At 37.7% G+C, this 16,512-nt stretch carries 14 protein-coding genes and 1 tRNA gene; 11 read left to right on the top strand and 4 right to left on the bottom strand.

Going from position 1 to position 16,512, the window contains the following annotated elements; translation table 11 throughout:
• The 4 genes from BFL01S_RS06790 to BFL01S_RS06775 all read left to right on the top strand — a co-directional run bounded on the left by BFL01S_RS06790 (position 1) and on the right by BFL01S_RS06775 (position 5,680).
• Positions 1–1,362, top strand: a complete 1,362-nt coding sequence (locus BFL01S_RS06790) for a PTS transporter subunit EIIC (RefSeq protein WP_061785264.1) — start codon at positions 1–3, stop codon at positions 1,360–1,362.
• Positions 1,359–2,342 carry a MupG family TIM beta-alpha barrel fold protein gene (locus BFL01S_RS06785; RefSeq protein WP_061785263.1) on the top strand — a complete coding sequence of 328 codons (984 nt, stop codon included), beginning with the start codon at positions 1,359–1,361 and terminating at the stop codon, positions 2,340–2,342. Before BFL01S_RS06790 ends, BFL01S_RS06785 begins: the two co-directional genes overlap by 4 nt.
• 137 nt (positions 2,343–2,479) lie before the next feature.
• Positions 2,480–3,733, top strand: coding sequence for an exo-beta-N-acetylmuramidase NamZ family protein (locus BFL01S_RS06780; protein ID WP_061785262.1), 1,254 nt, complete (start codon positions 2,480–2,482; stop codon positions 3,731–3,733).
• Positions 3,734–3,754: 21 nt separating this feature from the next.
• Positions 3,755–5,680: a glycoside hydrolase family 3 protein gene (locus BFL01S_RS06775; protein ID WP_061785261.1), complete on the top strand. Its 1,926-nt coding sequence runs from the start codon at positions 3,755–3,757 to the stop codon at positions 5,678–5,680.
• Between the two features lie 13 nt (positions 5,681–5,693).
• On the opposite strand, the gene BFL01S_RS06770 is transcribed toward BFL01S_RS06775, so the two are convergent.
• Complete coding sequence (locus tag BFL01S_RS06770) at positions 5,694–6,599, bottom strand: TetR/AcrR family transcriptional regulator (protein WP_025911378.1); 906 nt, start codon at positions 6,597–6,599, stop codon at positions 5,694–5,696.
• Positions 6,600–6,788: 189 nt separating this feature from the next.
• On the opposite strand from BFL01S_RS06770, the gene BFL01S_RS06765 reads away from it, so the two are divergent.
• Both BFL01S_RS06765 and BFL01S_RS06760 read left to right on the top strand, forming a co-directional pair.
• Positions 6,789–8,282 carry a DHA2 family efflux MFS transporter permease subunit gene (locus BFL01S_RS06765; protein ID WP_061785260.1) on the top strand — a complete coding sequence of 498 codons (1,494 nt, stop codon included), beginning with the start codon at positions 6,789–6,791 and terminating at the stop codon, positions 8,280–8,282.
• A 107-nt stretch (positions 8,283–8,389) separates the two neighbouring features.
• Positions 8,390–8,920, top strand: a complete 531-nt coding sequence (locus tag BFL01S_RS06760) for a GNAT family N-acetyltransferase (protein WP_025911376.1) — start codon at positions 8,390–8,392, stop codon at positions 8,918–8,920.
• 37 nt (positions 8,921–8,957) lie between these two features.
• On the opposite strand, the gene BFL01S_RS06755 is transcribed toward BFL01S_RS06760, so the two are convergent.
• Positions 8,958–10,010: a Rieske 2Fe-2S domain-containing protein gene (locus BFL01S_RS06755; RefSeq protein ID WP_061785259.1), complete on the bottom strand. Its 1,053-nt coding sequence runs from the start codon at positions 10,008–10,010 to the stop codon at positions 8,958–8,960.
• Positions 10,011–10,207: 197 nt separating this feature from the next.
• Here BFL01S_RS06755 and BFL01S_RS06750 point away from each other — a divergent pair.
• The 3 genes from BFL01S_RS06750 to BFL01S_RS06740 all read left to right on the top strand — a co-directional run bounded on the left by BFL01S_RS06750 (position 10,208) and on the right by BFL01S_RS06740 (position 12,927).
• A tRNA-Thr gene (locus tag BFL01S_RS06750) sits at positions 10,208–10,280 on the top strand.
• A 164-nt stretch (positions 10,281–10,444) separates the two neighbouring features.
• A complete protein-coding gene (locus BFL01S_RS06745; protein ID WP_061785258.1) occupies positions 10,445–11,404 on the top strand; it encodes an ABC transporter ATP-binding protein in 960 nt (319 codons plus the stop codon).
• Positions 11,404–12,927 (top strand): ABC transporter permease/substrate-binding protein, encoded by a 1,524-nt coding sequence (locus BFL01S_RS06740; protein ID WP_061785257.1) that lies wholly within the window; start codon positions 11,404–11,406, stop codon positions 12,925–12,927. Before BFL01S_RS06745 ends, BFL01S_RS06740 begins: the two co-directional genes overlap by 1 nt.
• A 35-nt stretch (positions 12,928–12,962) precedes the next feature.
• On the opposite strand, the gene BFL01S_RS06735 is transcribed toward BFL01S_RS06740, so the two are convergent.
• Together BFL01S_RS06735 and BFL01S_RS06730 are read right to left on the bottom strand one after the other, a co-directional pair.
• On the bottom strand, positions 12,963–13,328 hold the full coding sequence (locus tag BFL01S_RS06735) for a hypothetical protein (RefSeq protein ID WP_025910794.1): 366 nt from the start codon (positions 13,326–13,328) through the stop codon (positions 12,963–12,965).
• A 117-nt stretch (positions 13,329–13,445) separates the two neighbouring features.
• A complete protein-coding gene (locus BFL01S_RS06730) occupies positions 13,446–14,330 on the bottom strand; it encodes an LCP family protein (RefSeq protein ID WP_373688717.1) in 885 nt (294 codons plus the stop codon).
• Between the two features lie 309 nt (positions 14,331–14,639).
• On the opposite strand from BFL01S_RS06730, the gene BFL01S_RS06725 reads away from it, so the two are divergent.
• Together BFL01S_RS06725 and BFL01S_RS06720 are read left to right on the top strand one after the other, a co-directional pair.
• A complete protein-coding gene (locus BFL01S_RS06725; RefSeq protein WP_025910796.1) occupies positions 14,640–15,287 on the top strand; it encodes a hypothetical protein in 648 nt (215 codons plus the stop codon).
• A gap of 103 nt (positions 15,288–15,390) precedes the next feature.
• The gene (locus BFL01S_RS06720) at positions 15,391–16,494 is read left to right on the top strand and encodes a M24 family metallopeptidase (protein ID WP_061785256.1); all 1,104 of its coding nucleotides are present in this window, start codon (positions 15,391–15,393) and stop codon (positions 16,492–16,494) included.
• Positions 16,495–16,512 lie beyond the last annotated feature (18 nt).

Raw genomic sequence — 16,512 nt, 5'->3', positions numbered from 1 at the left:
ATGTCAACAGAAAATAAAGTGTTAGCAAAATCAATATTAGAAAATCTCGGAGGCGCTAGTAATATTAACGAATATACTCATTGTATGACGCGTTTAAGAGTAAAAGTAATAGATGCCAGTCTAGTAAACTTAGACACTATTAAGCGTACGGAAGGTGTATTAGGAGTCGTAGAACAAGAGACGCTTCAAATTATTTTGGGACCGGGTAAAGTTACGGTGGTAACAGAAGCATTTGGTCAGCTGATAGATGAAGTCGGTGGTCTTGATTTAAGCGAACGAGCTGCTCAAAAGAAGAGTGAACTAAAAGCAAAAAATCAAACACCGTTTAAGCTGTTTTTACGAAGAATCGCAAGTATTTTTATTCCATTAATTCCAGCTCTTGTAGCCTCTGGATTAATTACAGGAATTACAAAGTCAGTTGTGCAGGCAGAGTGGTTAGCAGCAGATTCACAGCTGGCTTTAATTCTAACAGCTATTGGAAGCGGTTTATTTGCTTATCTAGGTATCTTAGTTGGGATTAACGCAGCAAAAGAGTTTGGTGGATCACCAGCTTTAGGAGGTCTGGCTGGTATTTTAGTTATAAATCCAACGGTGGGAGACATTCAGCTTTTTGGAGAAGCGTTATTGCCTGGTCGAGGCGGTTTAATTGGCGTATTATTTGCCGCTATTTTTATTGCCATTGTTGAGAAAAAAGTTCGACCGTTTGTACCTCAATCTTTGGATGTTATTGTAACACCTACTGTAGCTCTTCTTGTTACTGGAATTGTTACGTATATCGTCTTTATGCCTCTTGGAGGATTCATTTCAGATTTAATTACAAAAGGGTTACTGAGCGTGCTTGACTTAGGAGGGATTGTGGCTGGCTTTGTACTAGGGGCAGCATTCTTACCGCTTGTTGTAACGGGACTACATCAAGGGTTAACGCCTGTCCACTTAGAACTCATCAATTCAATCGGGGATGACCCTTTATTACCTATTCTTGCGATGGGCGGAGCGGGTCAAGTAGGAGCCGCTTTTGCTATTTATGCAAAGACAAAGAAAAAACGTTTAAAACGAGCAATTGGTGGAGCGTTACCTTCAGGAATGTTAGGAATTGGTGAACCACTTATCTTTGGAGTAACACTGCCACTAGGACGACCGTTCTTAACGGCTTGTTTAGGTGCTGGAGTTGGAGGTGCTTTCCAAGCATATTTTAATATTGCAACTGTTGCGGTAGGGGTTTCAGGGTTACCGTTAACGTTCCTTGTTCATGCACATCAAATTATTTTATATCTAGTTGGATTATTGATTGCATATATAGCAGGATTTTTATTCACATACGGATTTGGATTTAAAGATGAAATGGCAGGAGAGTTCGATTGATAGGTATTTCTTTTTATTTAAACGATCAGTTCGCTGAACAAAGAATTATGGAAGCAAGTAAAAAAGGTGTGAAGCGAGCGTTTACCTCGCTTCACATTCCTGAAGAAACAGGCCATCTTGCTCAAAAAGCTAAACATTTACTGCAAGTAGCAAAACAGCATGAAATGGAAGTTTATGCTGATGTTTCTAAACATACACCTATTCATCTGCAGATTCCTCAATTAGAAGATTTAGTCACCTTAGGCGTAACGGGTATTCGGTTAGACGATGGGTTTGAAGTAGAAGATATTATTTACCTTTCTCAGTTTTTTAAGTTAGCTGTTAATGCCAGTACAGTGTCAGAAAGCTTTCTTACTGCGTTGGTTACAGCAGGCATAGAAGCAAATCAGTTAGTTGGATGGCACAACTTTTATCCAAGACGTGAAACGGGATTGGATGAAGTGTTTTTTCGACAGCAAAATCACATGTTTTTTCAACAGCAGATTCCAGTCATTGCGTTTGTGGCAGGGCAAAAAGAAAAACGAGGACCTTTGTTTGAAGGGTTACCTACTTTAGAACAGCATCGTACCACAAACACGCTGTTAGCAGCAGTCTGTCTAGTCGAAGAAGGGATTAGCAGTATTTATATTGGAGATCCTGAATTCAATGAAGAGATAGTAAATGCGTTAGCTGATTGGAATAAGCATAGGATATTAACTCTTCGTGTGGTGACGGAAACGCTGCCAGCATGTACATACCAACTACGTCCTGATCGCTCACGAGACGTTGTGCGATTACAAGGAACGCGTACAAGTCAGAGCATAAAGCCAAGTCAAACAATTAGGCGACCGCGAGGAACCATTACGATGGACAATGAGCGGTATGGAAGATACCAAGGTGAAGTTCACATTGGTTTGAATGACTTGCCGGCTGATGAGCGAGTTAACGTAATAGGACATATTCATCCAGAAGATATAGAGTTATTAGAACTTGCTCAGTAAGCCTATAGTCTCAGGTTAATAAGAGAATAAAAGATTTTTATTTGCAAAACCTAATAGGTATCCTTTTTAGACATTTTATACTCTGCAGCATGAGAAGGAACCATTTCAAACTATAAACGAAATGGAGCGGATTATAAATGAAGAGATGGTCAATGGGAGTTTTAATAGCTGTTCTTTTAGTTAGTATAGCAGTACCTTTTTTCACTTCACCCAGTGAAGCAAAGGGACCTGGGAAGAAACAGAGTTTTAAGTTAGGTGTTGAAGTTCTTTTAGAAGATGAGTTACAACTTTTAGAAGGAAAAAAAGTAGGACTCATTACAAACCCAACAGGTGTTAATCAAGAGCTTAAAAGTATTGTTGATATTTTTAATGAACATAAAGCTTTTGATCTTGTCTCACTATACGGACCAGAACATGGAGTGAGAGGAGATGCTCAAGCTGGTCAGCACGTAGAGTTCTATATTGATCAAAAAACGGGGCTTCCTGTGTACAGTTTGTATGGTCCAACTAAAAAGCCAATGCCTGAAATGCTAAAGGGTGTTGAAGTGCTGGTTTTTGATATTCAAGATGTAGGAACTCGCTTTTACACTTATATTTATACAATGGCCTACGCAATGGAAGCTGCAAAAGAAAATAACATTCCTATCGTTGTTCTAGATCGACCGAATCCCTTAGGTGGTCAGAAGATAGAAGGACCGGTTTTACAAGAGGAGTATACTTCATTTGTTGGCATGTATCCTATTCCAATTCGTCACGGTATGACAGTAGGTGAATTAGCACAATTATTTAATCAAGAGTTTAATATTGGAGCTGATTTAAACGTAGTCAAAATGAAAGGCTGGAAACGATCAATGACAGCAAAAGATTTGCCTACAGAATGGGTTGCTCCCTCACCAAACATGCCAACAGCAGATACAGCGCTTGTATATCCGGGAGCTTCGTTAATTGAGGGTACAAATGTTTCAGAGGGAAGAGGAACAACTAAGCCATTTGAAACCATTGGAGCACCTTTTATTAACGGAGGTAATTTAGCTGAAGAGCTCAATAAACTTGCACTTCCAGGCGTGACGTTTCGTCCATCCTATTTCACTCCTTCTTTCTCTAAGCATAGTGACAAACTTTCAGGAGGAATTGAAATTCACGTAATTAATGAATCAACATATGAACCTGTTAAAACAGGGGTAGCAATTGTAAAAACTATTCATGATTTATACCCAAACCACTTTGCGTTTAACGCTGGAAATAAACCATTCTTTGATTTGCTAGCGGGCAATAATTCAGTTAGGGAAAGCATTGAAAGTGGAAAGTCAATTCAAGAAATTGTCGCAGAGTGGAAGCCGGAGATAAACGAATTTCAAAAGTTGCGAAAAGGATATTTACTTTATAAATAAAATGAAAAGGAGAGGGATTTTATGAAAAAAGTGATGTCTGTAGGGCTTGTAGCAGCTTTAGCTACCTCAATCCTTATCCCATTTAAGACTCCTTTAGTATCAGCAGAAGAAACGCTTGATGCTAAAAGCATTGTTTCAGAAATGACGCTAGAAGAAAAAGTTGGTCAAATGCTGATGCCAGATTTTCGTAACTGGAAGAAGCAAGGGGATAAAATGGCTGTTGGATTTACTGAAATGAATGATGAAGTAGGAAGTATTATAAAAAAATACCATATTGGCGGCGTAATCTTGTTCGCTGAAAACGTGGTAGATACTGAACAAACAGTTCGATTGGTTAATGGTTTGCAAAGTGCCAGTGAAGATATTCCTCTTCTTGTTACAATCGATCAAGAAGGTGGAATTGTTACAAGGCTACAGTCGGGAACCAATCTGCCAGGAAATATGGCGCTTGGTGCTACTAGAAGAGAACGAAATGCATATAAAACTGGAGAGATTATCGGTAAAGAGCTGTCCTCTTTGGGCATTAACGTAAATTTTTCTCCGACGATTGATGTGAATAATAACCCAGGAAACCCGGTGATTGGTGTCCGGTCATTTAGCTCAGACCCAAAGTTAGTAGCAAAATTAGGTGTTCAAACAATTAAAGGATTACAAAAACAAAATATTGCAACGGCAGCCAAGCATTTCCCAGGACATGGAGATACCGCGGTAGATAGCCATTACGGTTTACCTGTTGTATCACATGATAAAAAGCGCTTAGATGAAGTGGAACTTTATCCTTTTAAACAAGCGATGGACGCAGGTGTAGACATGATTATGACGGCGCATCTACAATTTCCAGCCCTCGATGACACAACGTATACAAGTAAAAAGGATGGTCAACAAATTACGGTTCCAGCTACATTATCGAGAGGGATTATAACCGATCTTTTACGAAAAGAGCTTGGATACAATGGAATTGTAGTTACAGATGCATTAAATATGAAAGCTATTTCGGATAATTTCGGCCAAGAAGAGGCTGTTATTATGGCTATTAATGCTGGCGTAGATATTGCACTTATGCCCGCTCAAGTCAACTCTATTGAAATGGAAAAGAATTTAGAGGATGTTTATAGCGGAGTAATAAACGCAGTCCATAGTGGAGAAATTCCAATGGCTGAGATCAATGACTCTGCCGAACGAATTATTGATTTGAAAATAAAGAGAGGCATTTACGAAGCAACTGATCAAAATGTAGATAAAAAAGTGAAAAATGCTCTAAGGGTAGTAGGAAACAAGGAGCATGTAAAAGCAGAAGAAAAAATGGCAGAAGAAGCGGTGACATTACTAAAAAATGAAAAGCGTACTTTGCCATTTAAACCTAAAAAACATGAAAAAGTATTGGTGGTTGCCCCTTTCAAAGACCAGACGGATGCAATGGCGCGCACAATTCAAGAGCTAATAGATAAAAAAAGGATTAAGTCAGTAGATGTAGAACGTTTAGAATTTGAAAATAAGACGTTTACAGAGGAAACTAAAGAGAAGATAAATGAAGCTGATTATGTTATCACAGGTTCATATATAGTGAAAAATGACCCGGCAGTGAACGATGGGGTAATTGATGACACAGTTCAAGATTCATCCAAATGGGCAACAGCTTTCCCAAGAGCCGTTATGAATTACAGTCAATCACAGAGTAAAAAGTTTGTATTAATGAGTGTGCGAAATCCTTATGACATAGCAAATTTTGAAGAAGCTAATGCTGTTTTGGCGGTGTACGGTTTTAAAGGATACACGAATGGACGCTATCGTCAGCCAAATATCCCAGCGGGTGTTAAAACCATTTTTGGAGCTTCTGATCCAAAAGGAAAGCTTCCCGTAGCTATTCCTTCTGTCACAAATAAAGGCGAAACGCTATACCCGTTTGGCTTAGGATTAAATATTAAAAATAATAAGCCTTTAAAATAAACAAAAGAGCTACCTACATAGGTGGCTCTTTTTGTTCTTCAATTAAGAGTTGAATAAGGTTTTTTAACTGTTTAAACTCCTCTGATGTACCGACTACTGTTTCGCTTAAAGCATGCAAAGTACTGCTAATGACAAACGAGCGTATTTGAGGCTGACGAATAAGCTCTTCTTGTAAGAATGTTAGTAATTCAATAATTTTTGGCTTGTCTACATCATCAGCATCTTCCGCTTCTTTTGTTACTAATAAGATAGAGGCTCGAATCTTTTGTTCTGTTGTTTGAGGAGAATGATTGTGAAAAGGAATCCACTGTGTTAGCAAGTCAGGATCAAAAAGCATTTCTTGGCTAGTAGAGACATTTTTCACTAGATGAACTAATCGGTCGACGGTATAACGAATGATTTTAGGTGCGTCAATTTGGTTATGGTGTGCCATGACGCTGTAGTGAAAGTTGCGGTGTAGAATGCCTAAAAACATAATGGCGCAGTCCAGTAAGTAAGCTTTTTTATCTGAGCCAAATAAGTCAATTAATCGATTGTAAAGCCAGTGTAATTCGTAAAGCTGAGCTTGTTTAAAATGCTCCTTTAGCTCAGCGTTATTCGAAAAGAAAATCTCTTCAAATAGTGTAAACAATTGATTTTGATGGTGCATTTGTACCTGAAGTTCAATTTGCTTAATGAATATATCTAAGTCTGAACGGTTTTGGCCAATTAAAAATTCATTTCTTTTGGTTTCTAACTCATCATAAACCGACTCGAAAATTTTAATGACTAGCTCATTCTTAGACGAAAAGTAATTATAAAACGTACCTTTTGAAATGCCGCTATCTTCAACGATATCTTGTATAGATGTTGCTTGGAATCCTTTTTCAACAAAGAGCTTATGAGCGCTCTTTAGCATCAATTCTTGTTTTTTATTCATTTCATCACCTGCAATAAAAGTGTACTAGCTGTCTATTTATTTATGATACAAGAGAAAAAACGTTTACACAAACTCTTTTAAAATCACAGCTTTTTTTTGTTGCAAAAAATGAACTGAAGGTATAATATACAATATGTGAACTTATAGTATAAAAAAATATACTTACGGTTTAGTGAGAGGAGGAACTTTATGCAAACTACAAAAAAACCACCATATGGAATTATTGGTATTTTACTTATAGGAGCATTTATTTCATTACTTAATGAGACATTATTAAACATTGCTTTACCATCTATAAAAAATGAGTTAGGAGTAACAACATCAACCGTTCAGTGGTTAACGACAGGTTATATGCTTGTCAATGGTATTATGATTCCAACCACTGCTTTTTTAATTCAACGATACTCGGTCCGTGGCTTGTTTTTAACAGCGATGGCTCTTTTTACAACGGGTACAGTAGTAGCTGGAGTAGCGCCGGAATTTGGAGTATTGTTAGCTGCACGTGTTATTCAAGCATCAGGAGCAGCTATTATGATGCCGCTATTAATGAATGTGCTGTTAACGAGCTTTCCAATTGAAAAGCGCGGGGGAGCAATGGGTATTTTTGGATTGGTGATGATTTTTGCACCTGCAATCGGCCCAACTCTTTCAGGATGGTTAATTGAACATTATGACTGGAGAATGCTATTTCACGTTGTGACGCCAATTGCATTTGTTGTTCTTGTATTAGCATTTTTCTTGTTGAAAGATCAAAAAGAAAAGATAGATATTCAGTTAGATAAGCTTTCTTTAATTCTTTCGGTATTTGGATTTGGTGGTTTACTGTACGGGTTTAGTTCAGCTGGAGATAAAGGCTGGGGATCACTAGAAGTATACGGAACGATTATCGTTGGAGTAATTGGGTTGGTTTTATTTATTACTCGCCAGTTTAAGCTTGAAAAACCAATGCTAGAGTTTCGTATCTTTAAATATCCAATGTTTGCATTGTCATCTGCCATCTCAATTGTTATTACGATGGCATTATTCTCTGCAATGCTATTGCTACCAATGTACGTACAGAGTGCTCGAGGGATTTCGCCCTTAGATTCAGGATTATTGTTATTACCGGGAGCCTTAGTGATGGGGATTATGTCTCCAATTACAGGCAAGCTGTTTGATAAATTTGGCGCACGCGTGCTAGCTGTAATTGGGTTAGCTATCACAGGTGTTACGACGTATATGTTTAGTCAATTATCATTGACAACTACATATACGGAGCTAATTATCCTATACACGGCTCGTATGTTTGGTATGTCAATGGTTATGATGCCGATTATGACAAACGGATTAAATCAGCTTCCACAGCAATTTAATCCGCACGGCACAGCGATGAATAATACGTTACAACAAGTGTCAGGAGCTATTGGTTCAGCTTTACTTGTAACGGTTATGTCTAACCGCACAGAATTTCATGCAGAAGAATTAGCAAAAGAGGCAATGAGTAATGGAGCTGTTGCACCAACGGCTGATTTGCAAAAGCAAATTGGACTGCAGGCCATGGTTGAAGGGATCAATGATTCATTTTTAATTTCATCGATACTTATAGTGGTGGCATTAGTCTTATCGCTCTTTATGAAGCGAGTAACAGTTAGCGGAGTTACACAAGACCAACAAGCTGTTAAAAGAGAACAGTTTGCTAAATAAAATAAAAAAGGTAAGGTTCACTTATAAGTGAACCTTACCTTTTTTTATGAATATGTTCGTTGTATAGTGAAAAAGTATGATGAGTCTTGAAAGGAGAATGAGGAGTTATGTGGCAATCTCTTCAAGGTGAACGTATTTGTCTAACCCCAATCCAACTTGAGCACGCACCGGAGCTTTTTAAAATTTGGTCTAATCAAAAAGTTACTGAATTCATGAATATTGATTCTTTTTGTGATGAAAAGCAAGCAAGGGAAATGATTGCTTTTCTACAGAATCTAGCGAAGGAACAAAAAGCACTACGCTACACAATCTTTCATAAAGAGCAAGCAAAGATTATTGGTTCATGCGGATTTAATCAAATAGATACTCATAACCAGCATGTAGAAATTGGCTATGAAATAGACGAAGTATTTTGGGGACAAGGATATGGTTCAGAGGTAGTTCAACAATTGGTTCATTATGGTTTTGTGAGCCTTGATATGGTTAGGGTATCGGCTAAAGTAGAGCCAGCAAACAAGGCGTCCATTCATTTACTAGAGAAAAATCATTTTCAGTATGAGGGAACTCTGCGAAAAGTTGAAAAGTCAAAAGGGATGTTTGTTGATTTATGCATGTATGCTCGAATTAAATATGAGTAATAAAAACGCGTCAAGTTTTAGCCTGACGCGTTTTTAATTAACTTGTATAAATAAAGCTTAGCCCCATTGATTTTAGTAGCTTTCGATAAGCAATGGATGTTTGGTCAGCTGCGATATGAGCTTCCATTTGTAAATCAAGAGGGAGATCTTCGGGCTTTTGGTTTTCAACCATTTCGCGATCTTCATCGAATACCCGAAGGTTAAAGTCATAAACACCTTCAACAGGAGAATCTTTGTCAAAGTTGCGAGCAATAGGTACAAATAAGCGCGTTTCACGAGCGGAAACTGGACAAACCGCATTCATAATCCAAAGCTGGCCACCTTCAGGAAAATAAACTTTTAGTGTAGCAGTGAAAGGTGGGTACACGTCAAATACCCGCAGCCATTTAAAGTTTTCTGGATTTAAGTGTGCTTGTTCTTTAGAGTAATTGCTTACAGTGCTTAAGTATTCCACGTTTAAACCATAGTCTGTTTTATCAACCTTATATCTGGGAACAAAGGCATTGTTTCGATCGCCAAATGTATCCGTATGAACCCAGGCAAAATGTGCAACATCCAAAAAGCCTTCCATCTGTCGACCTGCCGAACCCCCTATATCAAAGCTAGGACAAACAATTTGTTGAAAGTCAGGGTCATCCCAAGCCTGAAACTGTGGAATGTTATCCATTTCGCCTGTTAACGATGTCCAAATGAGTCCAAATTGCTCGATAACAGGGTAAACCGTCATGCAGAGGCGAGGAGATATATTTGCATCAGGATGCGCTGGTATCGATGTACAAGCTCCTTCTGTGTTATAGCGAAATCCGTGATAAGGACATACAATTTCCTCCTCTTCTACCCAACCCATACTAAGGGGAGTGCCACGATGAACGCAGAGGTCTCGAGCTACGACAACTTGTTTTTTAGTGCGATATACAACTAAATTGACATCTAATAGCTTAACGCTAAGCGGCTTTTCGTTTACCTCAGCTGCTTGTGCGATGGGATACCAATAGGTCGAAAGAGTCGTCCAATCCTCCTTGCTAAACGTACAGTCACGCGGATAAGGTGTTTTTGGGGGAGATTTTTTAAGCGTTTGTTGTTGGTCCATTTATCTTCTTCCTTTCTAGTTTCTTGAATGTTTTACCAGTGTAACTCATTTTTAGAAAATTCTCATTTTTATTGTTAGATATTCTTACATTCATTTGAATTTTTGTAGATTATAGTGAATCAGATAGATACATTTTGGATAATAAATGAAATAAAATGTTTCAAAGAATAGAAAAATATGATATAATTACGATTGACGCTGGCGTAGCTCAGTAGGTAGAGCACTTGCATGGTAAGCAAGAGGTCGCAGGTTCAATCCCTGTCGCTAGCATAATACGTGTAGTAAAACGAGGACCTTTTAAGGGTCTCGTTTTTTTTGTACTCATCAAAGTATTTATTTTCCTAAAAATAGATAAAATGTAAAAATGTTTAATGGGAAGAAAACTAGGGTAAAAGAGGTTATCGATAAAAACTGAACGAGGAGTGCATCTAAATTTGATCACATTTAAAAATGTTTCAAAGCAGTATGAAGATGGCACCACAGCTGTCAAAGACATTAATTTAGAAATAAGGCAAGGGGAGTTTTTTGTTCTTATTGGTCCTAGTGGATGTGGGAAAACAACGACGCTTAAAATGATTAATCGTCTTCATGATGTGACTAGTGGTGATTTATACATAGCGGATAAAAAAGTAACGGATTACAACATTAATGAGCTGCGCTGGGAAATTGGGTATGTCCTCCAGCAAATTGCTTTATTTCCTCATATGACCATTGCGGAAAACATCGCGGTAGTACCTGAGATGAAGGGGTGGAAAAAGAATAAAATCAAAAAGCGTGTAGATGAACTCTTGGAACTGGTTGGACTGGACCCGAAGCAATACCGAAACCGCAAGCCTTTTGAGCTCTCAGGTGGGCAACAGCAGCGCATTGGTGTAGCTAGAGCTCTCGCAGCCGATCCTCCTGTTATTCTTATGGACGAACCTTTCAGTGCACTAGACCCGCTAAGTCGTGATCAGCTGCAGCAGGACGTTTTAGCTTTAAAAGAAAAGATAAAAAAGACATTCGTCTTTGTTACGCATGATATTAGCGAAGCCATGACTCTTGGAGATCGTATCTGTTTAATGAAAGATGGGGAAGTAGTTCAAATTGGCACACCAAAAGAGTTTGTTCAAAACCCTAAAAATGATTTCGTAAAATCATTTATCGGTAATCAGGGAAGCGTATTGCTTCAATCATTAGAAGTATTTGTTAATGAAACAAATCAGCAAGATTTTGAAAAGATTGAAGCTCCTGTACATTTAAAATCATCTGCATCTATTGGCGAAGCTGTAGAGCTTTTACAAAAGCACGATTGTGTTGGTGTTTATAAAGGTTCGAAAAAAATTGGTATTGTAACGAGCAAAAACATCCTTGCCTTCTTGTCTAATAGATCAAAAGAAGGAGCGGTGGTATAATGAATGGCTTAACTACTTTGTTAGAACAAAGGGGAGATGCGCTTGTTCAAGCACTGCTTGAACATGTTCAAATTTCCGTACTAGCGCTATTAATTGCAGTATTAATTTCCGTACCTCTTGGCCTGTACTTAACCAGGCATGAGCGAATTGCTGAGCCTATTATCGGCGTAACGGCTGTTCTACAAACGATTCCTTCACTAGCTTTATTAGGGTTATTAATTCCAGTAGTAGGAATAGGAACCGTTCCCGCTGTTATTGCTTTATTTCTCTATGCTTTATTACCAATTGTTCGTAATACATATACAGGAATTAAAGAAGTAGACCCATCTTTAATTGAAGCAGCAAGAGCGATGGGAATGAATTCATTTAGGCGACTGATAAAAGTCGAGCTACCCTTGGCTCTTCCAGTTATTATGGCTGGTATTCGTACAGCGATGGTCTTGATCATCGGAACAGCAACCATCGTTGCATTAATTGGTGCAGGTGGATTAGGTAGCTTAATTCTATTAGGAATTGACCGAAGTGATAATGCTCTTATTTTATTAGGTGCTATTCCAGCAGCACTATTAGCAATTGTCTTTGACGTGGTTCTTCGAACAATTGAAAATTCTTCAAAGAAGGGTTCGAAAAAACGTCCTATCATTATGATTGCTATTTTAGTATTAATTCTTGCATCCCCGTTTATAGCTATGAAAGCAACTGAGCCAGATCTTGTAATAGGTGGGAAACTTGGTGCAGAACCAGATGTTTTAATTAATATGTATAAACAGTTAATTGAAGACGAAACGAATATGAAAGTAGACTTACGTTCGTCATTGGGAAAAACAGTTTTTGTATTTGAAGCTCTTCGTAATAAAGAAATTGATATTTACCCAGAATATACTGGAACAGCGCTTGTTACGCATTTAAAAGAGCAACCTAATAGTAAAGATGCCAGTGAAGTATACGAACAAGCCAAAGTAGGATTAAAGGAAGAATTTGATTTAGTCTATCTTCAACCGATGGCTTTTAATAACACGTATACATTAACAGTAACAAAAGAGTTTGCAGAGCAAAATAACGTCAAAACTATTTCAGACTTAACAAACGTGGCTGATCAAGTAAAGGCTGGCTTTACCCTTGAATTTAAGGATCGAGAAGATGGATATGCAGGTCTTCAAAAAGAGTATGGCTTAACGTTAAACAATGTTAAAACGATGGAACCAAAGCTTCGCTATAATGCAGTTCAAACAGGTGATATTAATTTATTGGATGCATATGCAACAGACCCAGAAATTGAACAGTATGATTTAGCAGTTCTAGAAGATGATGAAAAGTTCTTTCCCCCTTATCAAGGTGCGCCTGTCTTAAGAGCAGAAACGTTAAAAGAGCATCCTGAGTTAAAGGAGATTCTCAATAAGCTAGCAGGGAAAATCAATGATGAAGAAATGCGTAAAATGAATTATGAAGTCAATGCTGAAGGGAAAACAGCAGAAGAGGTAGCCCGCAAGTTCTTGGTTAAAAAGGGGTTAGTATCAGACTGAAATTAATTGAAAGCCGAGCAATGACTCGGCTTTCTTTATGATGAGGTCGTACCTTTATGTAGTACTTGTAGCCACGTGTCTGGAGAAATTTCGAAGCCTTCAATACTAATACAGGTCATTCCATCCGCGCTACCAAATTCAACGTATTCACCGGCTTTCCAAAATACAGCTTCTCCGAAATTAACATAAATTCGACCTTCACTGTTAGCAATCCATCCTTCTCCGCTTATAATTAAGAGTAGTTTGGGAATCGTGGCTTCAGTTTTAGGCGCGTAATCATAAGGTGCTAATGAAATGTAATTTATTTTTACATCTCCCGTCTGAGAAAGAATGGTGTTGAAATGATAAGACTGATAAAGCATAGAATCAGTTTTACGCTGAGCATATTGATATAGTTTCACATTGGTCCCTCCAGTAGACACGGATTTCGTTGTCGTGTTTCCGTAGCGTAACTAATATATGTATGAACATAAAAAAAAGACCCAAAAAGCAGAAAACTGTCTGCTTTTTGGGTCTTTTTAATCTAAGAATGTTTGAATTTCCTGCCTGTTCTTTTCTAGATCTAATCGTAGTACAGCGCCTGCTCCTGAAACACGTTCATTGGTAAATGCACCGTCAACAGGGATGCGAAGCGAATCAAGTTCATTTGAGCTTCCAAGTAAGAAATCTTTTCCTATAGATACGAAGGTCTTTGGAGGTACATTTGTATCCACATAGGGATCAATAATTCCCCATAACTTAGGTGCTTTAGCTATTGTTTGAAGCGATAATGCTTCTTCTGTAAGTTTACCTAAAACTTCTTGCTGTCTTTGAACCCGTCCAAAGTCACTTTGACTATCATGTCTAAATCGCACATAGCCTAATAGCTCTTCACCGTGAAGCGTCTGCTTTCCCGGTTCTAAGGTCATCCCGATACCATGGGACATTCTTTGGTTAATATCAACTTCAATACCATTTGGAGCAATTGTATCTACAACTTTTGAGAAGCCTTTAAAATCTACTACCGCATAGTAATTCACATCGATACCGAAATTTTCCTTTATTGTTTTGCGCAAAAGCTCAGGTCCCCCAAATGCATATGCTGCATTGATTTTATTTTTTCCATACCCGGGGATATCTACATAACTATCTCGCATAAGAGATACAATCTTTGGCTGGTTATTATCCTTGTCATAGTGCGCAATCATAATTGTATCAGCACGTGAATGTTCTTCCCCGCGCGAATCAATCCCTAAAAGAAGAACGTTCATAGTATCTAAATTGGCGCTTTTACCGTTAAATTCAAATTGTCCATCTTTTTGAAAGTCGCCGTCTGCTTCAGCCAACCCTTGTTGATATTGATAAAAAACATATCCAGCTAAAGCAATCAGTACTACAGAGCAAAAAAGAAAAAATCTTCTCATTCGCTTTTTCTTTCTCTGTTTATGTCGTTTGCGATGTTCACGTTGTTCCAATATTCTCACCTATCATTTTAAAGTAATTGAAAAGTATAGCAATTATATTCTTATATAAAATTACCATCACATTCTATGATTAGCAAGTATTAGCCATTTTAATCGTAAAAGCTAGGTGTGTATCTAGGTATGTATTCTGTAAGATTAAAGCAAACAAAAAGGTTTTAATGAATTTATACGTTTTTTGCAGGTGAATGAGCCAAAAGTCTCTAATTAGTAAAAGGTGAAAAAATGCAGAATGGCAAAGGAGATGGGGAAATGAGCTTATACGTATCATCTTCAAATATAGTCGTTATTCCACAAAAAGCTGTTTCACACTGGAAAACATATGGAGTGGGAACAATTAAAGGAGCAAAAGTGACGGGAAAGCGCTGTGAACAATTGATGCTACGATTTAAAGAGAAGATAATGACGCCTTTTCAAATGGTATCTTATCACGAGTCATTCGTTGTCATGTTTGATGATGAGCAAAGCAAAGAGCATTTTGAGCTAATTGCAAACATACTTCAGGCAGATGGGGATAAGTTTAACTACTACCTGTTATTTGATGATCATGAATCTGAAGTTTTGAAGGGAATGAAACAATTTTTGACAGTAGGCGAGTTTAATGTACCAGTCGTACGGCTTAATCAAACAGGTGAATTTGATTTTCATAGCAATGGCAACTCGGTTGAAATAGTCATTGATGATGATGTAGATGAAGAAGGAATAAGTTCGTTTATTCAAACATTTAGGTTAAACGAAGGACATTATTTTATTGGTGACCCTGGATTTTTAAAAAACCAAGAGATGTTCCAGGAGCAATATTTTACCGGAGGGGATTACCATCTTATTTATCAGTATAATAATCAATGGCTTAAAAAAGTAATTATTCAACCTAGCGAATCAGTACAAAATAGTATATAAACTAGAATTTCTTTTGTGCCTAAAGACGTTGTTTCACTAGTCGAGAAAGTAGTGAAATTATGGTATAATAATTTTAAAAGATTAAGAAAGGAAGTTATATGCGATGAATGAACGCTTAAGCAACGTGGCTTCTTGGCTTTCTGAAAAAAGCTATGATGCTGCATTTATTTCTTCAACAGAAAATGTATTTTATTTAACAAATTTTTATACGGATCCGCATGAACGACTTTTAGGCCTATTTGTATTTCCAAATACTGAACCTGTACTTGTTTGTCCTTTTATGGAAGTTAATCAAGCAAAAAGTGCAGGGTGGAAATATGATGTTGTTGGATATGAAGATCATGAAAACCCTTGGGAGCTAATTCGTGCCGCATTACATAAAAGAGAAATTAATAATATTGGTCGTTTAGCAGTGGAAAAAGAGCAGCTATCTTTCCTGCGAAGTGAAGAGTTAAAAACATTGTATCAAGATGTTGTATTTGAAAGCGTAGAAGAAAAAATGAACGAATTAAGGGTAGTGAAAACGCAAGCTGAAATTGACATTTTACAAGAAGCAGCATCTCTCGCTGATTATGGTGTTGAAGTAGGTGTATCTGCTTTAAAAGAAGGCGTTACGGAAATGGACGTTCTTGCTAAAATTGAATATGAATTAAAGCGAAAAGGTATTCGCGAGATGTCGTTTTCTACGATGGTGTTATTTGGAGAAAAAACGGGTGATCCTCATGGTAATCCTGGGCTACGTACACTAAAAAAAGGTGACATGGTCTTATTTGACTTAGGCGTTGTGTTAGATGGATATTGTTCGGATATTACGCGAACAGTGGCATTTGGCGAAATTACTGAAAAACAACAGCATATGTATGAGACGGTTAATAAGGCGTTAGAAGCTGCTTTATCTGCATCAAAGCCCGGTACAAGAATTGGGGACTTAGACATGATTGCGCGTAACCTTATTTCGGAAGCGGGATACGGAGAATACTTTCCACATCGACTAGGTCACGGATTAGGAATTAGTGTACACGAATTTCCTTCTATGAACCGTACGAATGATGACATACTAAAAGAAGGCATGGTTTATACCATTGAGCCAGGCGTTTATATCCCTAACATTGGTGGAGTACGTATTGAGGATGATGTAGTTATTACGAAAGATGGAAATAAAACGTTAACGAAGTATCCTAAGAAGTTACAAATTATTCAACCGTAAGAAAAAGAGACTGAGACA

The organism is Priestia flexa NBRC 15715, from assembly GCF_001591565.1.
Taxonomy (GTDB): domain Bacteria; phylum Bacillota; class Bacilli; order Bacillales; family Bacillaceae_H; genus Priestia; species Priestia flexa.
Note: the sequence above shows the minus strand (reverse complement) of the source record. Positions and strands in the feature narration are given on the sequence as shown.